A 23,455-nucleotide genomic window follows, 5' to 3' on the forward strand; every position below is an offset into this window, starting at 1 on the left:
CCCCTGGTCGGACTGGCAACTGCTGAACGTGGACGTTTCCAAGCCAGTGGTGGCAGAACTGTCCGTCGAGCCGTCGACGACATGGTTCGGGGGGACAACGACGTCATCGCTGACACCACGACTGAAGGCGAGAGTCAGCGACCCCGAATCACGTCCATCCACCCTTGAGGTGCAGGTGGAGCATGATCCGGACTACAGCGAAGAAACCGGCCTCATCTGGTCCGGCAGCACGTCCGGCGTGGCATCGGGGTATGTGGGCGCCGTGCAGGTGCCGGCCGAGAAGCTGTCGGACGGCCAATGGCTTCGCTGGCGGGCCCGCGCCACCGCCGGTGGCGCCTCCGGCCCCTGGTCGGACTGGCAACTGCTGAACGTGGACGTTTCCAAGCCAGTGGTGGCAGAACTGTCCGTCGAGCCGTCGACGACATGGTTCGGGGGGACAACGACGTCATCGCTGACACCACGACTGAAGGCCAGGGTCAGCGACCCCGAATCACGTCCATCCACCCTTGAGGTGCAGGTGGAGCATGATCCGGACTACAGCGAAGAAACCGGCCTCATCTGGTCCGGCAGCACCGCCAACGTCCCCTCCGGCCAGGTCGGCACCGTACAGGTCCCGACCGGGAAGCTGTCGGACGGCCAATGGCTTCGCTGGCGGGCCCGCGCCACCGCCGGTGGCGCCTCCGGCCCCTGGTCGGACTGGCAACTGCTGAACGTGGACCTGTCGTCGTCGCCCGCGAAGAGCCGGTCGGAGGCTAGTGACGCCCAGCTCGCGGCGAGACGGTTCCCCTACGAACACGTGACCCCTGAGGAGTGCCGGACGGAGGTCGGTAAGATCAACAATCCGGACTACGTCGGTTCGCTGCACAAGCGGGCCTGGCACTCGAAGAACTCCTACAGCCTCTGCTACGCCACCTGGATCGGCGAGCGTGATGAGGACAGCCAGGTCGACCGCAATGTGCCGCTCTTCAGCGACGCCAACTGGTGGGCCCGTATGACGGTCACCTTCCACACCTACGTAGGCATGTCACAGAAGGCCGCGAACCCGACCCGGGCCCGCAACGGTCCCTCGGGCATGAACAGCCGGCAGATCGGCGTCCGGATCACCATAGACGAGATCAACGTGCAGGCGAGCAACTGGGAGAAGCGCACTTTCAAGATCGGACTCGGGGAGACCGGTTGCAAGGCCACCTTCGTCGACACGGACGGCGTCACCAAGCCGCTCGGTGACGGCAAGGAGACAACGGTCGACCGGTGGCGCGGCAACCCGGTGTTCGACATCGTGCTCAGCGTGCCGGAGAACTCCATGTCGACCAGCCCTGACAAGGGCAACACATGCAGCATCTACCCCGGCATCAAATACACCCAGAACCCCGAACTGCCGGACAACTACCAGGTCCTCAACCCGGACTATCAGGGCAAGAAGTGGAACCCCACGTTCCTGTGCGACAGCGCCGACTGGATCAAGGCGTACACGGGCGGCTGCATCCTCGGCACTATCCGGCCCGTCTTCGTGCTGGACGGTAATCAGAAGAAGGTCGAGCAGTCCGCGGCGCACTGGCTGAAGGCGCTCTACGAACCGGGGAACACCGATCCCGACAAGGGAACCGCCAAGCTGATCCCCGGCAGATTCGACTGGGCCAACCCCGGCTGCGACGGCCCGGGCGGGGCACTGTGCCTGCACCGTACTCGGAACCAGACGACCATCAACAACAACCGGGCCGTCTCGATCCCCAAGTGCCGGCAACTCTGGCCGGGATACAGCGGTCACTGCGACGAGTTCCCCTTCGCCAGCACGCTGGAGGGCGCGGCTAACCCGAAGTACGACTACTCCATCAAGACCATCAAGGCCAGCGACAACTGCTCGTCCGGTTCCCGGACCAGCGTCTTCTACCAACGGCACCGGATTCGCGACAACTTCCCGTTCTGGGTGAACATCATCCCCAAGGGCCAGACCAAGCCGGTCGGCGAGGCTCCAGGGATAGTGGTCACCGATCCGACCCCTGAGGAGCTGCCGGAACTCGGGACGACGGTGTGCACCATCGACGGCCTGGGCGCGTACGCCCTCGGGCCGGAGCCTCAGTAGTAGCCCGAGAACGTTCGACAAATAGGGGCGGGAGCCGCAAAAATGCTGCTCCCGCCTCGGCGTGCGAAAGGTGATCCATGAGTTCGAGCTTCGACTTCTACCGGAGCCTGTCCATGTCGATGTTCGACGACATGGCGTGCGTCTCCTGGGTGCGCACGTCGGACTCCGAGGGTCTGGTCCGCCGCTTCGGTGGCGATCCGGAAGGGGCAGCCGAGGGCACCTGGGAAGAACTGCTTGCTACCGCGTACGAGGACCTGGACGAGGACGAGGACGGGGCCATGTTGGCCGTGCGACACGGTGAGTGGCTCATCACGGTGGAGCCGTTCAACTTCCGCGGCGCCGTCCCCGAAGTGCTCAGCGGTGCGGGACAGGAGGCCTACAGCGTCTGCTGGACGGGCACGGGTCAGAGCCTCGTCACCTACGCCACGGCCGGGGAGGTCGTGGCCCGGTTCGACGCTTACGACGTCGACGCCCTACCGCCGACCGGCCTGGCCTGGCTCGACGGCCACCAGGTGACGGCGGCGCACTGGCGGGAGGACTGGAGGGCCGCCGCACTGGCGCTCGGCGAGGAGCTGTCCGGCGTACGGATGGACGAGGACTGGCTGGCGCGGCCTCGCCCGATGTTCACGCTCGGGCCGGTCCGCCTGCCTCGGCGGCCCCGGCGGCTGCGGGTGGACGATGAGATCAAGGCCATTGCCGAGGCCGATCCGCGCATCGCCAGGATCATCGCCGAGCCGACACCCGACAAGGCGGAAGAGATCATCCGGATGGCAGCGGAGATGGCCGTGGCCACGGCCGGCATCGAGGGACCGGACGTGACGGAGGCCCTCGAACTGATCACGGCGGGAGACCGGCGCTCCGGCCGGGCGGACGAGGTGCGGAGCAGGCTGGCCCGGTCCGAGAAGGACTTCCGGATACAGGCCCGCGAGGCGTACGCCGCCCTCGCACCGCAGGACCGGGAGGACTGGGTGGCGCCTGGCCACGGCACCACGTACGGCCGGTTGATGATCAAGGCGGCTGCCGCGGTCGTCCTGCAGACCGCCTTGACGCCCAGCGAGGAGGCCGCCGCCTTCGCGATACAGGTCGTCAACGACACCGGCGGGGTCTATCTCAGCAGCGAGAACGGAGACGTGGCCCGCCATCGCGCGCTGTCCGCCGCAGCCTCGTTCATTGAGGAGAGCGACCCGCCCCGCTGAGGAGCGACGTGCCGGGCTCTCCGGCGCACCGGAACTCCCCAGGGACAGGAATGTCGACGTCCCGGTCTGATCGATCCTGGCGCGGTCAGCACGATGATGGCCGGTCATGGTGGCATGTCGGAGGCGGGTACAGGCCTCCTCGCCAGGGGCGGCTAACCGATCAGGCGGTGCTGTACGACTCGGAGGGCGAGCTGCTGGCGGCGGCCGTCCCCTTCCTGCGAGAGAGGACGGCCGCGGGCGAGGCGGCATTGTCGGCGTGCGCCGCGCCCTACAACGATCTTCTCGCCGACTCCCTCGACTGGGACGAACGCGTCGCCGTGCTGTCGCGCCAGCGGCTATACACGCCCAGCCGTCGCGATCGGGGACATCCTGTGGGGCTCAAGAAACTTGAATCGCGTTGGGCAGAGGTCCTCGTCTGATGGACGGGAGGTGATGTGGCGCCGAGCAACTGGTTCGGGTCGCCTGGGATCATGTCTCATGATCTTGTCCACGGTGTAAGCCGTTACTCGCCACCTGTTGTCGTTGCCCGCACTGCTGCTACGGAGGAGTGTGCTGAAGAACCAGCGCCTCCAGCAAAGCCGCAGCCTCGGTCGCGGCGACTGAAGTATTTGAGGCTGACAGGGTTGCTGAGCGGCGAGCAACGAGTGCAATCCCTCGCGGCTGACTGCTCGGCGGTTACTCGTACGCGTTCAATCTGCCATGAAGCACGAGCTTATCTTGCAGGCCCGGCCCTACGCAGCAGCGCCGAAATTTGACAAAATTGCACATAATGCCGATAGTCAAGAACGTATGGTTGCTCGGTGATTGCTCGCGTGTACGCCCCACAACCAGGCACGGGATAACACCGTCCGACACGTCGGCGCAGACAATCCCGACCATAACAATACAGAACAACACCCGATGGCACCTAGTGATATTCACCGAGGATTCTCATAATCCGTGGGTCGTGGGTTCAAGTCCCACCCGCCCTACTCTTCAATACCGCGCCAGACCTGGGGTTTCTCGGTTTTCGCCGGCCTCGAATCTCGCTGTTGATCATGGTTGGTTGCTCGGTGGTTGCTCTTGTGTACGGATCGTGTATGACGGTAGATCATTTAGGCGGCCATCGTCGGTTCAGACCTCAGAGACGACCATCAGAAGATCAAGCCAGAAGGCCTGCACATCCTCGCCGATCAACGGCGGCCTCATGTGAGATCAAGACTTGTCCAAGCCGGCTCGTCCTGCTCACCAGGCATTTCTGACCAGCAGATTAAAGATCCGCTGCTTCTCGCAGCGAGCTGCTTGGCGTGCATCGCGCAGGTTCAGGATCGCTCGGCCTTGCGTCGCCTGTGCGACAGCCACTGAGGGCATGAGGCAGGCCCGCCGAAGGGTCGGCGGGCCTGCCTGGTTTCGGTGGTTCAGGTGGTGTTTCAGGTGTGGGTCGGCAGGATGATCAGCCGGGCGGTCTGGGCGCCTGCGGCTGCGGTGTTGACGAGGGCAGCGGTGGATTCGGCGGCGGCGCGGGCCACCTCGGGGTAGACGCTGGTGTAGGTGTCGCGAGTGAAGGTGGAGGAGACGTGGCCGAGGGTCTCCTGCACCACCTTCAGATCGACCCCGGCGGCCAGCATCAGGGACGCGGCCCCATGGCGGAGGTCATGGAGCCGTACCGGCGGTAGCCCCACCCGGAAGGCCAGCTGGTAGAACTGGTCGCTGACCTGCTGCGGATGTAGCGGCCGACCGATCTCGTCGGTGAACACGAACCCGCTGTCAATCCAGGTCTCGCCCGCGGCCAGCCGCTCGGCGGCTTGACGCTTGCGGTGCGCGCGCAGCGCGGTGACGGTGTCCTCATCGAGGGCGATGGTGCGGTCGCTGGCCTCGGTCTTCGGCCTGCCCTGCACCGGCTCCCAGCCCAGCTGGGTGATCTGCCAATGCACCCCTGCCGTCCCGGCGGTCAAGTCGACATCCTTCCAGCGCAGCCCGACCGCCTCACCCCGGCGCAACCCGCGCAAGGCGATCAGCCGATACAGCGCGAACAGCCGGTGGGTGGCCGCCTGGGCGAGGAAGGTGTAGGTGTGCGAGGGCGTCCAGACCATCACCGGCGATGGCCGGGGCACGGACGCGTATACGTTGATCATGCTGGCGCGGCTGAGCCGGGCTCCGCGCCGCTGCTGCTCGACGTCCAGTCGGTGCTGCAGGTCCCGGTTCCAGGCGGCGACCCGCTCATCGGTCCACACCAGCGCCTTGGGGCGTTCGGCGTCGGGGAGTTCGACGACCGCTGCGGGGTTGAAGTCGATCAGCCGATCCTGCTTGATCGCGATGTTGAGGGCGTGCCGCAGGGTGGCGCGGATGCGGTGCATGGTGGCCGGGCCGACCGGCCGCCGGTAACGGACTGATGCCACCCGGGCAGGGTCGCCGCTGGCGCGTTCGGTGGCGATGACGTCGTTGAACTCCTCGATCGCATCGAACATGCCCGCCACATCCGATACCCGGAGCCGGTCCAGCCGGATGTCACCCAGGTAGGGGGTGAAGTAGAGGCGGATGTGCGCCTCATACGAGCGGCGGGTGGTGGCGTCGATCTTCCGCTTGCGCCGCAGGAACTCCTGCATCCATTCGGCGACCGTGACGGTGGGGTTGAGGTCCTGGCGGGTGCGGACCTTGCGCCGCACCTCTTCTACCGGCGGCAGCGTCTTGGTGTCCTTGAGCATGGACAGCATCAGCTCGGTGATCTTCCGCTGGATGTGCGGGTCCTCATCCAGCGCCAGCAGCGCCCGGGCATGCTCCAGCTCGGCCTCGACCTCCTCCAGCGTGGCGAAGCCGCGCCGTCGCAGCGGGTTACGCCGCCGCCCGTCGGCGTGCGCGGGCAGCTCGAGCTGGTAGGCCCAGCGGCCGTGGGTGCTGCTCCACCGCTCCCCGCCACCGGGGCGGCGCAGCTTCGGGCAGGCCTTGCCCAGCTTCTTGCCGGTCGCCTCGTCCCGGCAGGAACATGTCTTGAAGGTGGTTCCGTTCATCGTCGCTGTCGCGCCTTCCCTGATTCGCTGACCTCGCGTCGCCGACCGCTCGACGTCGCCCTTCCTGCGGCGCTCCCCCATCCCCGCCCCACCGAGCGCCGTCGGTGCGGTGAGCCGGTCCATGACGCCACCGGCGGCATCGCGTACCCGGCCCATCACCGCGCCGGTCGCCGTCGGGCGACCCGAAGTGGGGATTGCCGTGCCCCGGACGGAGGGCGGTCCCGGTCGGCCCGCACAGGCCCGTTATGGGCGCTGCAGCGGGGACGTTCGGGGCCACCGACTGGTCCGGGGCGGTCGGTATCGACGCCCACCTTCACCACCCATGTCAAGCGATATCCGCTGGTCACACGCCCCGGCGCACGTTTCGGCCGGGCCCGGGGCCCGGGGCGTCCGGTTGCATGCCTCGGCCAGAGAACGCCGGTCTCATGCAGAAGGCCCCGCGCTGAGCGCGGGGCGGCGGCCTCAGCTGGCAGGGAAGGCGCAACATCGAGATTCGGCGAAATGGCTGAACTGTACGGTCACCATCAGACGCTCCGATCTGGCGGGGCGAATCATCCCTGTCACTTATTGAAATACCGGCCAGAAAGGCCGAGTTAGGACAGCGCGACAGGTCAATCTTCAGTCAAACCACATCGGCACCTGCACCGAGCAACCAACGGCGGCACACGGTATCAAATCTATGACATTTACGGACAAATCGCCGCCAGCGCTTCATGAATGAGCGTCCGGATTCGATGCATTTGCGCTGGCACTTCTGAACCCCGCGCGGCAGAACACGGCACGCTCTGGCATGTGGAAACAAAACTCCGGACTTTTAATCCGTAGGTTCCGGGTTCGAGCCCCGGGCGCCCTACTACACTATACCCCATCTGACCTGCGTGTTTCTCGATTTCAGGGACCTTCAGCGAGGCCGAGAGATGCCGTTGGTTGCTCGCTGCTTGCTCTTCGGCATGGGGCCAGCACATGGCCCGGCGTTCCGAGCCCCGAATGGGCCCGCTGTCAGGCCAGACCCAAAGGACGATCAGGGAAACACCGAGACAGAAGGGCTGGCGAGCACGCCGGTCCGGTTTCTGCTACCCGATGAGCCAAGTCTTGATCAAGCTGCCAGCCGCGCGATACCGATGCGAAAAGGCATCGCATGGCGTCGACAGACTGCTCGCGCACAAGACAACGCAAATCTTCTGACCTGCTGAGCCCACGCACGCCGTTCTCGACAACGCTGCTGGTGGCCTCGCACCAGCGCCCGCTCAAGCCCACCACGGCCGAGGCCCAGGCCACCCCGCCCGGTGGCGATCACCGACAGGGTGCCGAAATAGTGGTGGCCATCTCCAAGCGGATGTCGTTCAGGTCGCCTGCGAGCAGGCCGCTGCCGGTGGCCCAAGTCGACAGAATTGCTGCTAGGCACCATCCTGTCCTCTTCGCCGTTGACCACCAGAACAGGCTGCTGAATGTCGGACAAGTCAAAGGGGTCTTGCAGCCCCAGGCGTGGATGGCCTTGAGCTGAGCGCGGAGAGCCGTGAGCGAAATCGCTTTGTCCCGGTTGTCCATACGCTCCTTCAGCCACTCCAGGAACTGCCGAGCCGCCGTCCGGCCGTTTGCTGTTCGAGTAAAGAAGAGATACTGCTTGGGATCTTTGAAGGTCAGCGCGCCTTTATCGTGTCGCGAATGGTGAGCGAGGTCACCTTGTCGATGCCACGGCCGCAGCCACCCGCTGGGCCTGTGCCGGCGAGGATGAGCTTGCGAACAAGCTTCGGCTCTTCTTCCACGATCACTTGAGCGAGCATGCCGCCGAGCGAGAAGTCCAGGAGATCGACCTGCTCGAAGCCCATCGCCGGATGACGGCGATGGCGTCATGTGCCATCGCGGCCACCGAGTCCGGTGTCGTGCCTTGTGACGCGCCAACGCCTCGGTTGTCGAAAGTGAGCATCCGATGTCTGGCGGCGCCGTCCTGGGATCCCAATTTTCCAGACCCCGGTCAAGTGGTTGAGGAATATCACGGGGACGCCGTTTCCCGTGCCGAGCTACCGGTAGGCGAAACTCGTTCCGCCGGCATCGACCGTCTGCGTGGGCACGTCCTTGTACGTGGTGCTCACGGTTTCTCCATGGTAAATCGATCCGGGTATTTCTCTGGCGCCAGGGCCATCCATGAGCGTCTGCGCCGCACGGCCAAGGCGGGGTGGTGACGCGGTATAACGCGTATTCTTTCGCCGCTTTCCCCGCAACGCGATAACCAGTCGCACCGGCGGTGACGAGAGGTTTTTGGTGTTCAGGCGCCGAGGTGGCGGCGCAGCCACCAACCTCTCTGCTCGATCGCCCCTGGTCCACCTCGGGCACACGCCCCGCGCCCAGGATGAAGGAATGCTGTCCCTCAGGCATTGGGCGGACTTCGGAGGGGACCGTAAAGTCGGCCAGGCGGCGTGCGAATTCGGCGCCCTCACCGGCGAGGAGTTCGTGCTCGCCGTAGTGCACGCTGGTGGGTGGCAGGCCGGTCAGGTCCGCGTGCAGGAGGCTGATCTTGGGGTCGGTGAAGTCCACGGCGGGGTCCTGCAGCCAGGCGGCCCGGAAGAGTTCGAGCGTGCTCTTGGTGAGTATCTTGTCGGTGCCGGCGTTGGTCTCCGTCGTGGCATTGCCGATGGTCAGGTCGGTCCACGGCGAGATGCTGACGATCGCGCCCGGCGTCGCTTCGCCCAGGGCCAGCAGGCGCAGCGGCAGCATGATCGCTAGGGTGCCGCCGATCGAGTGGCCGGTGCTGCCGATGTGGCGTGGCTCGTAGCCCTGCGACAGCAGCCATCGGTAGGCCGCCTCGGCGTCGTCGAGCTGGGCTGGGTAGGGATGTTCGGGTGCCAGGCGAAAGTCCACGACGAGCGAGCGGATGCCGGCCGCCTTGGCGATGTGGCCAGCGGCCTTGCGATCCGAATGCATCGAGGCGACGACCGACCCGCCGAAGTAAAAGTACAGCAGGGCCCGGTCGGGGTCGGTGCCCTCGGGGATGGCCCACAGGGCGGGAACGCCGCCGGCGTCCGCTTCGGCGTAGGTGACCCTTCCGGCTCGGTCGACGCCAGGTGGTGGCTCTCGACGATGTCGCGGACGACGGCCAGGTCCAGGCCCGGCACCGACGACTTGGCCCGCACGCTCTCCAGGAACTGCGCGAACTGCCGTGCTTCTCGACTGATGACCTTCATGGTGAAGGACCTCCTCATGCTTGTTTCTCGGACGATGTGGTGGGTGACGGACGGCCGGAGACGGCGGTGGCTGCCCGCCTGCGTGGTGTGTTGGTAGGTGTTGGTGGCTTGTGGTGGGGGCGCCCGTTTCACATCATCGAGACGACGACCTTGCCGGCCGTCGCGCGGCCCTGCTCGACGTAGGCCAGGGCCTGCGGGGTCTGTTCGAACGGGAACACCCGGTCCACGACGGGATGGATCTTCCCGGCGTCGATGAGCGCCGTGAGCTCGCGCAACTGATCGCCGCTCGCCCGCATGAACAGGAAGGAATACGGCACGGCGCGGCGCTTGGCACGACGCCGGATCTGGAAGCTCATCGCGCTCATCGCCAGCCGCAGGACCGCGCCTCCGCCCAGCTCGCGGGCGAAGGCGGCGTCGGGAGGACCGGAGATGCTGATCAGCCGCCCGCCGGGTTTGAGGACTTGCACGGAGCTGGTGAGCGTCTGGCCGCCGAGGGTGTCCAGGACGACGTCGTAGTCGTGCAGGATCGTCGCGAAGTCCTGCTGCTTGTAGTCGATGACGACGTCCGCGCCGAGTTCCTTCACCAGGTCGAGCTTGGCCGTGCTCGCGGTGGTGGCCACGTGCGCGCCCAACTGCTTGGCCAGCTGGATGGCGATGGTGCCGACGCCGCCGGAGCCCGCGTGAACCAGAACCTTCTGGCCCGGCCGCAGATGTGCCCGCTCGACCAGCGCCTGCCACCCGGTCAGGGCGACCAGGGGAAGGGAGGCGGCCTGAGGCATGGTGAGGGTGGCCGGTTTGATCGCCACCTCGTCCTGGTGGACGGCGATGAGCTCGGCGAACGTGCCGATCCGGTCCTTGCCGGGACGCGCGTAGACCTCATCGCCCACGACGAACCGCGTGACGGCCGGGCCCACCCTGGTCACCACCCCGGCCAGGTCGTTGCCCAGGATGAGCGGGAGCCGGTAGGGCAGGATCGCCTTGAACGCCCCATCCCGGATCTTGAGGTCGAGCGGGTTGACGCCGGCGGCGTGGATCCGGATCAGCACGTCGTCCGCGCCCACCTGCGGGTCGGGCAGCTCAGCTGCGCGCAGGTCCGCCTTGTCGCCGTACCGCTCGATCATGAAAGCTTTCATCGTCGTCTCCGTTCCCCGTCCGCGGGGCGTGAGCGTGGCCTGTCGCAGGCTGGTCCTGGCACAAGACACGTGGTGGTCATTGCTGTGCGGTTGCGCAGGCATCAGCCCACCGGTACGACCGGAGCGATGATCCGGCTGGTGTTACCTCCCTGAAGACGGTCCAGGGAGGCGGCGATCCCCTCATGGGGCACGCCCAGCGGCGCGGCACTGATCTCGTTGAGGCGGGTGTACTGCTCGTCGGTCAACCGGACGTCGAGGGCGCCGAGGTAGCCGTCGAGCTGAGTGAGGTTGCGCGGGCCGATGATCGGGACCAGCGTGGCCACGGAGCGGGCGGCGCGCTCGCGGACCCATGCCACCGACACCTGGGCGGGTGTCACGCCGGTCTCCTGGGCGATGGCCAGGACGGTGTCGACGACGGCGGTCTTCTGGTCGGTGCTCTCGGTGTGGATGACCATGCCCAGGTCGCTCAGGCGCCCTTCGGCGCTGCGGCGGTACTTGCCGGTGAGCAGGCCGCCGCCGAGCGGTGACCACAGTGCGGCGCCCAGCCCGAGGCTTTCTGCCATCGGCAGCAGTTCGCGGTCGGCGGTGCGCTCGACCAGGCTGTACTCGTGCTGGATGCCGACGATGGGCGCCCAGTTCTTCAGGTCGGCGAGGGTCACCGCGCGCGAGACGCGCCAGGCGGGGAAGTTGGACAGCGCGGCGTGGTGGATCTTGCCTGCGCTGACCAGGTCGTCGAGTCCGCGCAGGAGTTCCTCCACCGGAGTGAGCTGGTCGGGGAAGTGCGCCCAGAGCAGGTCGATGTAGTCGGTGCCCAGGCGCTTCAGGCTGGCCTCCACCGAGGCGATCAGGTTTTTGCGGCTGTTGCCGGTCCTGGAGATGCCCGGCTGCGGGGCGGCGCCCAGGGCGAATTTGGTGGCCAGGACGAAGTGCTCGCGGTCGGCGGAGATCAGCTTGCCGGTCAGCTCCTCCGACTCGCCGAACTGGTAACCATCCGCGCTGTCGAGGAAGGTGCCGCCGGCCTCGGCGAAGCGGTCGAAGATCCGGCGGGCCTCGTCGGGCTCGGCACCGGCGCCCCAGCCGGTGCCGAAGTTCGCGGTGCCGAGCGCGTACTCGGACACGCGCAGTCCGGTCCGCTGTCCGAAGGTCATGTAACGCATCAGATTTCCTTGCGTGAGGGAATCAAGAAGGCGGAAGTGCCGAGGTGGAAGCGGGAGAGCGTCAGGCCGCGTTCGGCCGGGGCGCGGCGGCCAGGCCCTGCTTGACCTGCCGGGTGAGCTCGTCGGCGACGATCTCGGGCAGGCCCGTCTCGATGCCGGACAGCGCCTGGGCTGCGACGTCGGCGGCCGAGATCTTCTGGTCGGCGGGCACGTCGGCGGCCATGTCGGTGTCCATGTAGCCGACATGCAGCGCCGAGACGGTGATGCCGCGAGGGGCCAGCTCCTCACGGGTCGCGTCGCTCAGCGCCCAGGCTGCGGCCTTGGACGCGGCGTAGGAGCCGAGACCGGCCGGGTGCAGCCAGGACAGCACGGACAGGACGTTGAGGATGGCGCCGCCGCCGTTGCCCTCGATGACAGGGGCGAAGGCCCGGGTCGCGGCGAGCGGGCCGTAGAAGTTGGTCTCCATCTCCCGGCGCACCTCGTTCACGTCGCCGGCGATCAGCGTCGCGCCGGTGGAGATGCCCGCGTTGTTGATCAGCAGCGTCGTGTCCGACGCGATACCGGCCGCGGTCCGGATCGATTCCGCGTCGGTCACGTCCAGGAGCAGCGGGATGACACCGGGCAGATCCACGCTCTGCGGGCGGCGCGCCGCCGCGTACACCTTCGCTCCGCGCTCGGCGAGCTGGGCGGCCAGGTGGCGCCCCAGCCCCCGGTTGGCGCCGGTGACCACGGCGACCGCGTTCTTCAGTTCCATGCCTGCTCCTCAGTCGAGGGTCGCGGACGAGAATCCGCCCCACGCGATAGATTATGTTTATCATCTAAAACAGAGGATAGGATAGAAGTCAAACGACATCCAAGTACGGGAGTGGCTGATGGGCCGCGTGTCGCGCGAACAGGCGCAGGAGAACCGCAAGCGAATCGTGGAGACCGCCTCCCGTCTGTTCCGCGAGCAGGGCACCCACGTCAGCGTCGCCGACCTCATGAAGGCGGCCGGCCTGACCCATGGCGGCTTCTACAAGCAGTTCGCCTCCAAGGAGGCGCTCGTCGACGAGGCCACCGCCCATGCCTTCGGCGAATTCCAGGAGCGTCACACGGCCGCGCTGGAGCAGTACGCCGGACGACCCGAGGCCGCCCAGCGTGCATTCATCGAGGCCTACCTGTCCATCGAGCACCGAGACGATGCTGGGGACGGCTGCCCCGTCGCCGCGCTCGCCACCGACATCGCCCGCGAACCCGGCGACCGCGAAGCCCACCGCGTCTATGCCGAAGGCGTCACCGACTTCGCCGCCTGGCTCGCCACCGACGACCAGGACGGCATCACCCGCCTGTGCACCATGTTCGGCGCACTTCTCCTGGCCCGCGCCACCAGAGACACCCCTCTGTCCGAGGAGATCCTCACCGCCGCCCGCGCAGTCTTGACTGCGACCGACTAATCGGGGACCGGACGCCGGGCGTCTTCTGGCCCGCCGACTTGCACAGGCGCGCCGGCGCAATCTGCCACTGTTATCTGGGTTGTCAAGCGAAGCAGCTGGTCAGCCGCATGAGGGCTTGTAAGGCATATCAGGCAGTGGGTTGGCCCGCACTGCCGCACCGAAGTGTGAGTTGACGGACGACAAAAGGGACGGTGGCGTTCAGCCGGACCAGCGACCATCTCCAGATGACCGTCGAAGAGAGCGCAAGTGTGCAGGGAGGTCCTCTGGCCGGTCGTGTCGCGGTGGTGACCGGTGCGAGTCGTCGGGCCGGGATCGGGTTCGCTGTGACGCGGGAGCCATTGGCCGCCGGTGCCGAGGTGCTGGTGCAGGCATGGACACTGCATGATGATGACCAGGCATGGGGCAGCGGCACGGCGGGCATGGCCGGCGCGCCGGAGGCTCTGGGTGGCCTGGAGGGCCGACTGCCGCATGTCGAGGCCGACTTCGCCATCGCCGGCCTCGCGAACCAGGAATGACTGCGTAGCAGACCGGGGGGTTCATACACCGGATACCGCCATCGGGGAGGCATGGTGCAGCTCACAGCCAAGACGCCCCGTCGCGCTGACACTCGAGGATCACTGGCAGACAGACCGCTGCCTTCTCACCGTTCCCACCGGAACCATGCCCGTGATCACATCCGTGCACATGAAGGTGAAGCGCTCTCCCTACGGGTGGCCTCGGCCCTACCAGGACAGGGATGCCGCCAACGGAACAGGCGCTGCACGTCCACGTGTGCATGCCTGTGTACGTCTACCTGTCCGCCGGCAAAGGCACCAAACAGGTCAGTTCTGAAACAGGTCAGTTCTGTGCTCCTGCGTCGTCGGGCCCGTCGGGAGGAAGGACCCGGGTGCCGTATGCCGCTCCTTGAGCGGGCCGTGGGGGAGGTCGGCACGTGGTCCCGCCAGGCGGAGGACGTGCTGTAGCCAGCGTCGATGATCGCCGGCCGCCAGGGGGCAGGCTCGGGCATGGGGTCATCGTGGAGCACGGCCCCATCGTGACCTGCGGCGCGTCCAGCCAGCCGAAGGCACGCAGTGCGGTGGCTAGCGAAGAGGATTGACAGAGGCTTCCGAGAAGATTCCGAGGCTGCTCGAAGACGGCGCGCAGCATGGTGGCCACCGCACTTCGACGATCAGTGACGACCGCCCTCGCCAGACACCGAAGGGATTCTACCCAATGGGTATACTCGCCAGGTATAGTGGCTGGCATGTCCGTTTCATACACGCTGCTAGGGCTGATCGAGGAAAACGCTCGCCACGGCTATGACCTGAAGCAGTCATACGACCGTCGATTCGGCGATGCCAAGCCGATCCGGTTCGGCCAGATCTACCGCGTCCTCGCCCAGTTGGTGCGTGACGGGCTGGCCGAGATCGTCAGCGTGGAGCCGGGCGCGGGACCGGACCGCAAGCGGTACGCGATCACCCCGGAGGGAGTGGCCGATTTGGACCGTTGGCTGGCCGAGCCGGAGGATCCGCAGCCCCAGCTCCAGAATGTGCTGTTCACCAAGGTCGTACTGGCGCTGATCTCCGGTCGCTCGGCCGAGGAGTTCCTCGACGCTCAGCGCGAGCGCCACATGGCCAGGATGCGTGAGCTGACCAAGCTGCGGCGCGAGGCGACGGAGACGCACGGCGCCCTGCTCGCCGACTACCAGCTCTTTCATATTGAGGCCGACCTGCGTTGGATCGACCACGCGGCCGGTCGGCTGGCCGCGCTCGCGGCGGAGGTGCGGTGACGATGGACGTGCTGGCCTGCCGCGACCTGCACAAGAGTTTCGGCCTCACCCACGCGTTGCGTGGCGCCGGCCTCTCGGTGAATGCCGGGGAGGTGCTGGCGGTCATGGGTCCCAGCGGATCCGGCAAGTCGACGCTGCTGCAGTGTCTGGCGGGCATTCTTACCCCCGACGCCGGCGAGGTGACTCTCGACGGCATGCGGATCGACCTGCTGGATGACCACCGGCGTACCCGATTGCGGAGGACGATCTTCGGCTTCGTCTTCCAGTTCGGGCAACTGGTGGCCGAGCTGCCGGTGGCGGAGAACATCGCGCTGCCGCTGCTGCTGGCCGGGGACCGCCGCCGGGCCGCGCTCTCTGCTGCCCGGGATTGGCTGCCGCGGCTCGGTCTGGACGGGCTCCACGACCGGCTGCCTGGCGATCTGTCGGGAGGGCAGGCGCAGCGGGTGGCGATCGCCCGGGCGCTGATCGCGGGTCCCCGGGTGCTGTTCGCCGACGAGCCGACCGGGGCGCTGGACTCCGTGGCGGCTGACCAGGTCATGGAGGTGCTGATCGACGAGGTTCGGGCCCAGGGCACCTGCGTGCTCATGGTGACCCACGAACCGCGGATCGCCGCCTATGCCGATCGGACGGTCACCGTACGAGACGGCCGGGTCGTCCGCCCCGCGAGAAACTGGGAGGCCGTGTGATGAGTGTGCTGCTCGGGTTGAGGATGGCGCTCGCGGGCGGGCGAAGGAGCCTGCCCGGACTGGTGCTGACGGCCGTGGGCGTCGCTGTCGGGATCATGCTGCTCCTGTTCGGCCTGGCCGGCCAGTCCGCGCTCCAGGGGCGGCTGGAAAGGTCGGCTTGGCAGGACACGGAGGCCTCGACCGAGGCGACGGCACCCGATCCGGCGCTGTGGCTCGCGGTCAGCGATCACTACGCGGACAGGCCACTGCATCGAGTCCACGTGGCGGCGCTCGGATCGCGTCCCCCTGTCCCGCCAGGACTGGATCGGCTGCCATTGGCGGGCGAGGTCGCGGTCTCACCCGCGATGCGTGACCTTCTCGCGGCCACGCCGGACGATCAACTCGACGACCGTATCCCCGGCCGGGTCACCATGACCATCGGTGATGCCGGGCTCCGCCATCCGGACCACCTCGTGGCGGTCATCGGCCATACGCCCGAGGAACTGCGCCGGCTCGGCGGAGCCCAGATGGTGCACGGGATAGAGACGCAGGCTCTCGACCTCATCGACTTCCTCAGAGCCGGCCTGATCATGGCGACGATCCTCATGCTCTTCCCGATCCTGATCTTCATGATCATGGTCGCCAGGCTCGCCGCTGCCCGCCACCAGCAACGCCTCGCCGCGATGCGCATGGTCGGGGCGACCAGGCTGCAGACCGCGGTGATGGCAGCCGCGGAGACCGGCCTGGGCGCCGTGGCCGGCGCCATCGCCGGATGGCTGGGCTATCTGGCGGCGCGGCCGGCCGTCGCGAACATCGTGGAGTACGGGGGCTACCAGGGAGGTCGCTTCTTTATCGCCGACCTCGTCGTGCCGCTCGCCCAGTTGATCGTCGTCCTTGCCGGCGTGCCGGTGCTGGCGACGCTCACCACGGTCCTCTCGCTGCGCCGGGTGCGGATCACCCCGCTGAGAGTGGGCAGCCGGGTACCCCTGAAGCCGCCCACGGCCTGGCGGGCGCTGCCGTTGGGGGTGGGTGTCGCCGGGTTCGCCGTCGACGCCGTCGTGCTGCACATCCGGCCCGATCTCATGGCCGCGAACGACGGGGTCATCAACGCCCTGCTGCTGTGCACCCTGACAGGTGCCGTCGTGATCGGGCCGTGGGCGTGCCTGGTCGTCGGCCGGGCCATGGTCCGGTACGGCCGGCATGCCACCACCCTTATCGCGGCTCGGCGCATCGTGGGTGACCCGCGGGCGGCCTACCGCTCGGTCGGCGGTGTCGCCGCGGCTGTGTTCGTCACCACGTTGCTGGCCAGCTTCTTTGGCATCGGTTCGGCTGGGGCGACGCCTGGCGTGTCGTCCGATGTACGGCTGCGCCCCGGCGTGGTGGAGATCTACGCGGGCGGCCAGCCCGCCACCGTACTGGCACCGCTGATGTCCAGCGGAGTGGTCGTGGCACGTGGCGTACCCAGCGGCGGTGTCGCCGTGCCCTGCGCCGACCTGGCCAAAGTCGTCCGCGTGACCTGCCCGCTGCCGCCAGGATTGGGCACCGAACTCCAGATGCCCGACACCGCCGCCATGGGGATGTGGGCCGCGGGCGGGCCGGTCGTCGAGCCCGGTCCCAATGCGACCGGCCTGCCAGTGCACGCCCTGTACGTGCAGACCGATGGCAGCGTCGCCGCTGAGGAACGCGTCCGTACACAGGCCTCGTCCCTGCTGCCACGGGCGATCGTCAGCACCAGCCGTGACATCTTCCGCCAGACCGTCGAATTTCGCATCTTCTCCGATCTAGACACCGGGATGCGCGTCGTCATGCTCTTCGTCCTCCTGGTGGCGGGCTGCAGCCTGACGATCTCTCTCATCGGCGGGCTCACCGAACGGCGCCGACCCTTCGCGCTACTCCGCGCCGCCGGGCTCGGCCTCGGCGAACTGCGCCGCATCGCGCTGCTGGAAACGGCCGTACCTCTGGTGTTCATGGTGTTCCTGGCGGTCGTGCTGGCGTCGGTGCCTCCTGTGGCGATCTCGATCATCGCGGCGCAGCCGTACGCGGCGCCCGGCTGGGATTTCGCCGCGCTCCTCGGCGGCGGCGTGCTGGTGGCCTTGGCCATGACGATGCTGACGCTGCCCCTGATCGACAGCGCCACCAGGCACGACGCCGTCCGCTTCGAGTAGCGAAGGCCCCTGGGTGTTCCTGAAGCCGTCGCGCGGCTTCAGTGAGAGCGAGCCAAACGCGACGGGGTCTCGCATCTGATCCTGGACCGCACCCTGGCCAGCATCGACCGCGTTGCCGGAACAAAGCTCAGCAAGAAAGGGAAAGACATCGACGCGTGGTATTCCGGCAAGGCCCACGCCTTCACCGCCAACCTTCAAGCGATCTTCCTCCCCGATGGCTTCCCGATCTGGATATCCGACCCGCTGCCGGGCTCCACGCATGACGTAACCACAGCCCGAGAACAGGTTCTTGCCACCATCCGGCCGTACCTGAAGGACATGCCGCTGCTGGCCGACTCGGGCTACGAAGGCGCTGGTATCGGCGTGCACGTGCCGATCAAGCAGCCCGCCGGCGGTGAATTGGACGTGGATACGCGTACCAGGAACGCCCTTCTTCGCGGCCTTCGTTGTCTCGGCGAACGCGGCTTTGCTCTCTTGGAGCAGCGCTGGCGCACACTTCAGAGCATTCGACGCTCAGCCCCTCACGAATTGGCGACGTGGCGCGAGCTGCGCTCGTTCTCACCCACTTTGAGCACGGACGGATCATGTGAAAGTCGCTGAGAAAACCTCAATGTCCCCGCGACGTCCATAAATCCGGCGGCTCCGGCATCGCGCGGAGACGCGCGACATGCCGAAGGGGCCGTCCAGATGGATCGGCCCGGCAGACCAGCGAGGTCATCCGCCAGCGCATCCACGCGACCGTCCCAAGATGAATGGCATGACCTCGCTATGACGTGGCGATGACTCCGGCCGTCATCCGTAGGCCGTTCTCCGACGAAGTGTTCTCTGCGATGCCGGATGGGGAGGCACGGGGCGATGCGGTTTCGGATGCTGGGTCCGTTACGGGTGCACACGGGCGGTAGCTGGGTAGGGGTGGCGGCCGAGCAGCAGCGGGTGGTCCTGGCGGTGCTGCTGGTCGAGGCAGGGCGAGTGGTGAGCACGGACACGCTGGTGGATGCGGTGTGGGGTGAGCGGCCACCGAAAACGGCGACCAACACGATCGCCGCCTACGTCACGCGGTTGCGCCGGCTCGTGGGCGGCCATGTCCTGGCCGGTCGTCGGCGCGGCTACGAGCTCCGCGCCGACGAGGATGGAGACATCGACGCGGTCGTGTTCGAACAAGGCGTGGCGTCCGGGCGGCGTGAGCTGGAGGCGGGCCGTTTCGAGAGCTCTGCGGCAAGGCTGGGCCGGGCGCTGGCGATGTGGAGCACCGCCGAACCGGTGCTGGCGGATGTGCCGCCTACTCGGTGGGTAGAGGCGCGGGCGACCCAGCTGGAGCAACTGCGGCTGAGGGCGGTCGAGGACCACGCCGACGCGCTGCTGCGGCTGGGCCGGCACGCTGACATCGCTGAGGAACTGGATCTCCTGGTACGGGAGCACCCGCTGCGGGAACGCAGCTGGACGCTGCTGATGACGGCCTTGGATGGCTGCGGGCGGCGCGCCGAGGCGCTGGAGGCCTACCAGCGGGCCCGTCGCGTCCTGCGGACCGAGCTGGGTCTGGAGCCAGGGCCACGACTGCGAGAGCTGCAGCAAGCGATCCTCATGGAAAACGAGCGGGAGGCCGCCGCCGAAAGGCCGGCCATGCCGCAAGCGCTGCCGGGCCCCCTGCCCACCGCACCGACGATGCCGCAGGTGGTGCCCGCGCAGCCACCTGCCGACGTGGCCGCGCCCACCGACCGAGCCGACGGGCTCAAGGAGGCCGACGCGCTGCCGCCCGCGTACAGCGACCCGACCCCGGCGGCGGTCGCCATGCAGGGCTGGCCGTTGGTGGGGCGGGACGAACAGCTGGACACGATCCGGTCGCACCTGCGGCGAGGCGCGACGACAGGCGTGGTGATCTCCGGCGAGGCGGGCATCGGCAAGACCCGGCTGGCCCGCGAGATCCTGGCGCTGGCGCAGGCGCAGGACCGCCGCACCGAGTGGGTGGCGGCGACAGGCGCGCTGGCCTCGATCCCGTTCGGCGCGGTGGCCGGCCTGCTTCCTGCGGGCCAGATCCCCGACGGCCAGGGGCTGTCGGTGCTGGCGGCGGCAGCCGAGCGACTACGGGAATACGGCGCGGCTCAACCCGTCGTCATCGGCGTCGACGACGCGCACCTGCTGGACACCGGATCTGCAGCACTGATCGGTCACCTCGCGGCCCAGGGCCTGGCCTTCGTGGTCGCGACCTACCGCGCGGGAGCGCCCGTCGCCGACACGATCACGACGCTGTGGAAGGACGGCCAGGCGCCATGGCTCGATCTCGAGAGGCTGCCGGCGGATGCCGTGGACCGGCTCCTCGGCCACACGCTCAACGGGAACATCGACGGGGTCACCAGGCGCCGGCTGCACGACCTCGCCGCGGGCAACCCTCTCGCGCTGCGCGAGCTGCTGTCGACGGCCATCACCGGCCGCACCCTGCGCCAGCGGCACGGCGTATGGCACCTCGCGGAGGGCTACCGTCCCCAGGGCGCGATCCTGCAGATGCTCGCCGATCGCCTGCGCCCGCTTAGCCCGCCGACCCCCGTGGTGCTGGAGCTACTGGCCTGTGGTGAGCCGCTCCCGGCGGAGCTGCTGGCACAGCTGGTGGATCCGGCGTCGATCGACGAGGCCGAGGCGCACGGCCTGGCCGTCTCCGAGCGCGCGGGCAACCGCATCCAGGTACGGCTCGCACACCCGCTCTACGGCGAGGTGCTACGCACCCGGCTTACGCCTGTCCGAGCCCGACAGTTGTGGTGGCGGCTCGCGGGCGCGCAGCTGGCCACCCCGCTGCGCCGCCGGGACGACCTGCTACGAGCCGCACTCTGGCAGGTCGAAGGCGGCGCGGTGATGCGCGCGGACATCGTGCGGATCGGCGCACGCCAGGCCATCAACCGGGCGGATCTCGCCCTGGCCGAACGCCTCGCACGAGCCGCCCGGGACGCCGAGCCGTCCGTGGACGCCGACGCGCTGCTGGCTGAGGTGCTCGAATACCGCGGGCGCAGCGCCGAGGCGGCGGCTGTACTGCCAGACGAGACCCCGGCCGGCGACGAGCTGCTCCCGTGGGCTCTCGTCCGTGCCGAGACTGTGTACTGGGGCAACGGCGATGCGGTCGCTGCCGAGCAGGCGCTGGCTCTCTTGCGCGGCCAGCCGGGAGAGGACCTGGCCGAGGCGATCCGCTCGTGGATCTTGCTGTTCGACGGGCGCTGCCCGGCCGTTCTGGACGTCGCCGACCGGCTGCTGGTCTGTGACTCGGCGAGTGCGCAGGCGGTCATCTGGGCCGCCGCGGCGGCCACGGCGGCGGCCGGGTTTCTCGGGCGTGCCGCGGATGCTGCCGGCTATCACGAGCGCGGGCTGGTCTTGGCCGAAGCGCACGAGGCGGAGCTGCCCTGGGGCGTGGTCGAACTCGGCGTCGCCAGGACCCTGGCTTACCTGGCCATGGGCGAGCTGGACACGGCCTGGAACGTCGCCGACGACGGATATCGGCAGGTGCTGTCGGGTCAGAGCCCGATGATGGCGGCCGGTCATATCGGGTTCCGCGGGCTCGTGGAATGCGCGCAAGGCAGACCGGCCGACGCCGGTCGATCCCTGAGGGAAGCGATCAACGCGCTCGACGGCCGCGACACCCTCCGGCTCACCCATCTCTTCCTGGCAGGGCTGGTTACGGCCACCGCCCTCGGTGGCTCGGCGGACGACGCGCGAACCTGGATGGACCGCGCCGACCGAACCGGCAATCCGGCCAACCGGCTCTTCTCCCCGTGGATCGCGCTCGGCAACGCCTGGACGCTGGCGGCGGAGGGCCGCCTGTCCGACGCGGTGAGCAGTGCCCGGTACGCGGCCGACCTGGCACGCGCCATCGGACTCCCCAGCGTCGAGGCGACGGCCCGCTACGACGTGCTACGCCTCGGCGGAGACGGCGAACGCCGCCGGCTCGACGAACTCGCCACCGCCCTCGGCACACCACTGAGCCACGCGCTGGCCAGAGCGGCTCACGGGCTCAAACATGCCGACGGCCAGGCACTCTCGGACGCCACCGATGCCCTCGCCCAGCTCGGTCAGCACCTACTCGCCGCCGAGACCGCGATGTGTGCGGTCCGCGCTTACCGCCAGGCCGGTCTGGCCGGCAAAGTGGCACTAGCGCTGGAGCGGGCGGCCGGCTTGCGCGCGCGCTGCCCAGGCGCCGTTACGCCATTGCTCCAGCACGAGCGGATCGCGCAGGTGCTCACCCGGCGCGAACGCGAGGTGGCCCTGCTCGCCGTACGCCACAGCAGCCGCTCCATCGCCCAGCGTCTTGGACTGTCGCCGACGACGGTGAACAACACTCTGGCCAGGGTGTACGGCAAGCTCGGCATCAACAACCGCGCCCAACTCGCCGCCCTCCTCGATAGCGCCGTCCCTCCCCGCCCCTCCAACGGATGATCCCGCCTGGATCCGCTGATTCACAAGAGTGCCACCCGCTCAGCGGGCAGCCGCCGGGCAGGCGACAATCTGGAACGTCTTGGGCACCAGGCACGCCAAACTGGGGACACGCGGGCGCTGGCCCGCGTCCGAGCAGCGCGGCGCCCCGGCGGACAAGCGATCCGGCTCGGCAACCTCGGCAACGTCGAGTTCCACGCGCGACCTGCTCAACGCTGCGGTGGGGCCAATACCCGGAGGCGCTCGCACCGCACCAGAAACCGGCTCGGCCACCGGGGCGGCGTACGCTCTCGACCCACCTTGGCCTCACCAGATGCTCAGCTCATCCGACACGGTGCCGGGCTTTGTCATCGACGCCCGGCGGTGATGGCCAACGTGGCGGCGGTTTCATGGCTGCCTCGCCCTGCCGCGAGAAGAGCGTGGCCGGAAGACCTGGTCGTTTGCTACCTGCCGCCTGCCAGAGCCAGGGTCGTTGTCAAAGTCATCGCCGCGTCATAGCCAGGTCAATGCGCCTCCATACGGTCCTCACATGAGCTCCGCGGCTCATGTACCAGGGAGGAGAACAATGAGACGGAGAATCATCGTTGCCGTGGCCATGGCGCTGGCCCTCGCCTTTCACGGTGGGACCGCTGCGCACGCGACAGGCTCCTCGGCGGCAACCGCAGGGGCGGCGACCTCGTCGACCGCATTCAACTACTGGGTCATCGAAGGCTACTACTCATTATTCGAGTGCCATGACAGGGGCTCCTTCGGCGTAAGCTCCGGCTGGTGGCTCTCGTACGAGTGCGAGTACGACGCTATCACCGACAGCTACCGGCTATGGATAGAACGTCCGGGCAACAGGGTGATCTGCAAGACCGACGCCCACGCCTACGTGGTCTTCGGCCGGCCCTACTTCTCCGGTTACGAGGGCGACGAACGCAACGGCGTGCCGACCATGCATGTGTCGTCCGGCACCAGGGTGAGCGTGGGCGGTAACGGCATCAAGCCGAACACCTCGATCAGCTTCAAGGTGTACAACGCCGACACGGGCGCCGAGGTCGGTGCCGTCACCTCCAGAACCGCCGGCAGCAACTGCGTGGCCAACGAAACCGGCTACACCCTCTCCTTCTCGTCGGGCCGTTACCTCGTGCGGGCGACCTACACCTCGGGCAACAGCCAGACGACCTACACCGACCACCGGGTCACCTTCATCCAGATCTCCTGATCGGCGACGGCGCGCCAGGCGCCCCTGGCGCGCCGCTCTCGGCTTGATGTCTTGGCAGGTTCGAGATGG

At 67.9% G+C, this 23,455-nt stretch carries 16 protein-coding genes; 11 read left to right on the forward strand and 5 right to left on the reverse strand.

Annotated features, from left to right (window positions below):
* The 3 genes from ACBJ59_RS60750 to ACBJ59_RS60760 all read left to right on the forward strand — a co-directional run.
* Positions 1–2,083, forward strand: a 2,083-nt coding sequence (locus ACBJ59_RS60750) for a NucA/NucB deoxyribonuclease domain-containing protein (RefSeq protein WP_375119024.1), incomplete at its 5' end; no start/stop codon positions are given.
* 77 nt (positions 2,084–2,160) lie between these two features.
* Positions 2,161–3,279: a DUF6461 domain-containing protein gene (locus tag ACBJ59_RS60755; protein WP_375119025.1), complete on the forward strand. Its 1,119-nt coding sequence runs from the start codon at positions 2,161–2,163 to the stop codon at positions 3,277–3,279.
* A gap of 167 nt (positions 3,280–3,446) precedes the next feature.
* Positions 3,447–3,698, forward strand: a complete 252-nt coding sequence (locus ACBJ59_RS60760) for a hypothetical protein (RefSeq protein WP_375119026.1) — start codon at positions 3,447–3,449, stop codon at positions 3,696–3,698.
* A gap of 990 nt (positions 3,699–4,688) precedes the next feature.
* Here the strand turns inward: ACBJ59_RS60760 and xerC are convergent.
* From xerC to ACBJ59_RS60785, 5 genes are all read right to left on the reverse strand, one after another.
* The gene (gene xerC, locus ACBJ59_RS60765; RefSeq protein ID WP_375119027.1) at positions 4,689–6,266 is read right to left on the reverse strand and encodes a tyrosine recombinase XerC; all 1,578 of its coding nucleotides are present in this window, start codon (positions 6,264–6,266) and stop codon (positions 4,689–4,691) included.
* A 1,293-nt stretch (positions 6,267–7,559) separates the two neighbouring features.
* Entirely contained in the window at positions 7,560–9,266 is a 1,707-nt protein-coding gene (locus ACBJ59_RS60770; RefSeq protein ID WP_375119053.1) for an alpha/beta hydrolase, read from the reverse strand.
* Positions 9,267–9,576: 310 nt separating this feature from the next.
* Positions 9,577–10,581 carry an NADP-dependent oxidoreductase gene (locus ACBJ59_RS60775; RefSeq protein WP_375119028.1) on the reverse strand — a complete coding sequence of 335 codons (1,005 nt, stop codon included), beginning with the start codon at positions 10,579–10,581 and terminating at the stop codon, positions 9,577–9,579.
* A 101-nt stretch (positions 10,582–10,682) separates the two neighbouring features.
* Positions 10,683–11,738, reverse strand: a complete 1,056-nt coding sequence (locus tag ACBJ59_RS60780) for an aldo/keto reductase (RefSeq protein WP_375119029.1) — start codon at positions 11,736–11,738, stop codon at positions 10,683–10,685.
* 61 nt (positions 11,739–11,799) lie between these two features.
* Entirely contained in the window at positions 11,800–12,492 is a 693-nt protein-coding gene (locus tag ACBJ59_RS60785) for an SDR family oxidoreductase (protein WP_375119030.1), read from the reverse strand.
* Between the two features lie 118 nt (positions 12,493–12,610).
* On the opposite strand from ACBJ59_RS60785, the gene ACBJ59_RS60790 reads away from it, so the two are divergent.
* From ACBJ59_RS60790 to ACBJ59_RS60825, 8 genes are all read left to right on the forward strand, one after another.
* Positions 12,611–13,171 (forward strand): TetR/AcrR family transcriptional regulator, encoded by a 561-nt coding sequence (locus ACBJ59_RS60790; RefSeq protein WP_375119031.1) that lies wholly within the window; start codon positions 12,611–12,613, stop codon positions 13,169–13,171.
* 224 nt (positions 13,172–13,395) lie between these two features.
* Entirely contained in the window at positions 13,396–13,686 is a 291-nt protein-coding gene (locus tag ACBJ59_RS60795; protein WP_375119032.1) for a hypothetical protein, read from the forward strand.
* Between the two features lie 728 nt (positions 13,687–14,414).
* Complete coding sequence (locus ACBJ59_RS60800) at positions 14,415–14,939, forward strand: PadR family transcriptional regulator (RefSeq protein WP_375119033.1); 525 nt, start codon at positions 14,415–14,417, stop codon at positions 14,937–14,939.
* A gap of 2 nt (positions 14,940–14,941) precedes the next feature.
* A complete protein-coding gene (locus ACBJ59_RS60805) occupies positions 14,942–15,625 on the forward strand; it encodes an ABC transporter ATP-binding protein (protein WP_375119054.1) in 684 nt (227 codons plus the stop codon).
* A 23-nt stretch (positions 15,626–15,648) separates the two neighbouring features.
* Complete coding sequence (locus ACBJ59_RS60810; RefSeq protein WP_375119034.1) at positions 15,649–17,769, forward strand: FtsX-like permease family protein; 2,121 nt, start codon at positions 15,649–15,651, stop codon at positions 17,767–17,769.
* 102 nt (positions 17,770–17,871) lie between these two features.
* Positions 17,872–18,369 carry a transposase family protein gene (locus ACBJ59_RS60815; protein WP_375119055.1) on the forward strand — a complete coding sequence of 166 codons (498 nt, stop codon included), beginning with the start codon at positions 17,872–17,874 and terminating at the stop codon, positions 18,367–18,369.
* Between the two features lie 267 nt (positions 18,370–18,636).
* Entirely contained in the window at positions 18,637–22,182 is a 3,546-nt protein-coding gene (locus ACBJ59_RS60820) for a BTAD domain-containing putative transcriptional regulator (RefSeq protein ID WP_375119035.1), read from the forward strand.
* Positions 22,183–22,768: 586 nt separating this feature from the next.
* The gene (locus ACBJ59_RS60825) at positions 22,769–23,386 is read left to right on the forward strand and encodes a hypothetical protein (protein ID WP_375119036.1); all 618 of its coding nucleotides are present in this window, start codon (positions 22,769–22,771) and stop codon (positions 23,384–23,386) included.
* Positions 23,387–23,455: the final 69 nt, after the last annotated feature.

It is taken from the genome of Nonomuraea sp. MTCD27 (genome assembly GCF_041950495.1).
Taxonomy (GTDB): Bacteria; Actinomycetota; Actinomycetes; order Streptosporangiales; family Streptosporangiaceae; genus Nonomuraea.

Excerpts from the sequence above, each read along its gene's own strand:
- ACBJ59_RS60810 (WP_375119034.1), top strand. The coding sequence starts at position 15,649 with ATGGCGCTCGCGGGCGGGCGAAGGAGCCTGCCCGGACTGGTGCTGACG.
- ACBJ59_RS60780 (WP_375119029.1), bottom strand. The coding sequence starts at position 11,738 with ATGCGTTACATGACCTTCGGACAGCGGACCGGACTGCGCGTGTCCGAG.
- xerC (WP_375119027.1), bottom strand. The coding sequence starts at position 6,266 with ATGAACGGAACCACCTTCAAGACATGTTCCTGCCGGGACGAGGCGACC.
- ACBJ59_RS60775 (WP_375119028.1), bottom strand. The coding sequence starts at position 10,581 with ATGAAAGCTTTCATGATCGAGCGGTACGGCGACAAGGCGGACCTGCGC.
- ACBJ59_RS60785 (WP_375119030.1), bottom strand. The coding sequence starts at position 12,492 with ATGGAACTGAAGAACGCGGTCGCCGTGGTCACCGGCGCCAACCGGGGG.
- ACBJ59_RS60795 (WP_375119032.1), top strand. The coding sequence starts at position 13,396 with ATGACCGTCGAAGAGAGCGCAAGTGTGCAGGGAGGTCCTCTGGCCGGT.
- ACBJ59_RS60820 (WP_375119035.1), top strand. The coding sequence starts at position 18,637 with ATGCTGGGTCCGTTACGGGTGCACACGGGCGGTAGCTGGGTAGGGGTG.
- ACBJ59_RS60800 (WP_375119033.1), top strand. The coding sequence starts at position 14,415 with ATGTCCGTTTCATACACGCTGCTAGGGCTGATCGAGGAAAACGCTCGC.
- ACBJ59_RS60790 (WP_375119031.1), top strand. The coding sequence starts at position 12,611 with ATGGGCCGCGTGTCGCGCGAACAGGCGCAGGAGAACCGCAAGCGAATC.
- ACBJ59_RS60755 (WP_375119025.1), top strand. The coding sequence starts at position 2,161 with ATGAGTTCGAGCTTCGACTTCTACCGGAGCCTGTCCATGTCGATGTTC.
- ACBJ59_RS60805 (WP_375119054.1), top strand. The coding sequence starts at position 14,942 with ATGGACGTGCTGGCCTGCCGCGACCTGCACAAGAGTTTCGGCCTCACC.